Raw genomic sequence first — 821 nt, 5'->3', positions numbered from 1 at the left:
CTTGTAGATGGCGCGCGCGATCGCCACGCCCTGGCGTTCGCCGCCCGAAAGCTGGCCGACGATGGAATGCGGCGTGAACACTTTCGAGGTGAAGCCGATCTCGCGCATCAGCCGGCTCGCCTCCTCGATCTCCTTGTTGACCTTCAGCCAGCCCAGCCAACCGGTGAGCTCGCGGCCCATGAAGATGTTGCGCACGATCGTCTGCTGCACGGCGAGAGCCCGGTCCTGGAACACGGTCTCGATGCCGGCGTCGCGCGAGCGCGCGGCGCTCCATCCGGTGACCGGCTGGCCGCGCACGAGGATCTCGCCGCTGGTCGGCTTGACCACGCCGGACAGGATCTTGATCAGTGTCGACTTGCCGGCGCCGTTGTCGCCGATCAGGCCGACCACCTCGCCGCGATCGACGCTGAGGTTGACCCCGCCCAGCGCATAGACCTGGCCATAGGATTTCTTGATGTCGCGCAGTTCGATGATGCGTTCGGCCATGCGATCCTCGCCTTGATTGTCGCTTGCCGGCGTCGCCGGCGGTCCTGCCGGCCGGGTCGAGCCCGGCCGGCAGCCTGGGAGGTCAGCGCAACGCCTGCTTGGCGAGCTCTGAGACGATCTCGTAGTTCTGCGCGTCACGAAGCCGGCGCCGGTGTCGACATTCATCGGTGCCAACCCCAGCACCACTTGCTGGCAGAGGCTGAGGATCGGCAGATAGCCCTGCAGGAACGGCTGCTGGTCGGCCGTGAGCTGCACCCAGCCGCCCTTGAAGCCTTCGACGATCTGCGGACTGGTGTCGAAGCCGAAATTGAAGATGTCGCCCGGCTTGCGACCCG

The 821-nt window shown here is 66.4% G+C and carries 1 protein-coding gene; it reads right to left on the bottom strand.

Translation table 11 applies throughout. The annotated features are described in order from the left end of the window. Positions 1-821, bottom strand: an 821-nt coding sequence (locus tag EOA29_RS43580; protein ID WP_245468789.1) for an ATP-binding cassette domain-containing protein, incomplete at both ends; no start/stop codon positions are given.

This window comes from Mesorhizobium sp. M1E.F.Ca.ET.063.01.1.1, assembly GCF_003998155.1.
Classification (GTDB): domain Bacteria; phylum Pseudomonadota; class Alphaproteobacteria; order Rhizobiales; family Rhizobiaceae; genus Mesorhizobium.
The sequence above is the reverse complement of the archived record's forward strand: the minus strand, read 5'-3'. Positions and strand labels throughout refer to the sequence as shown.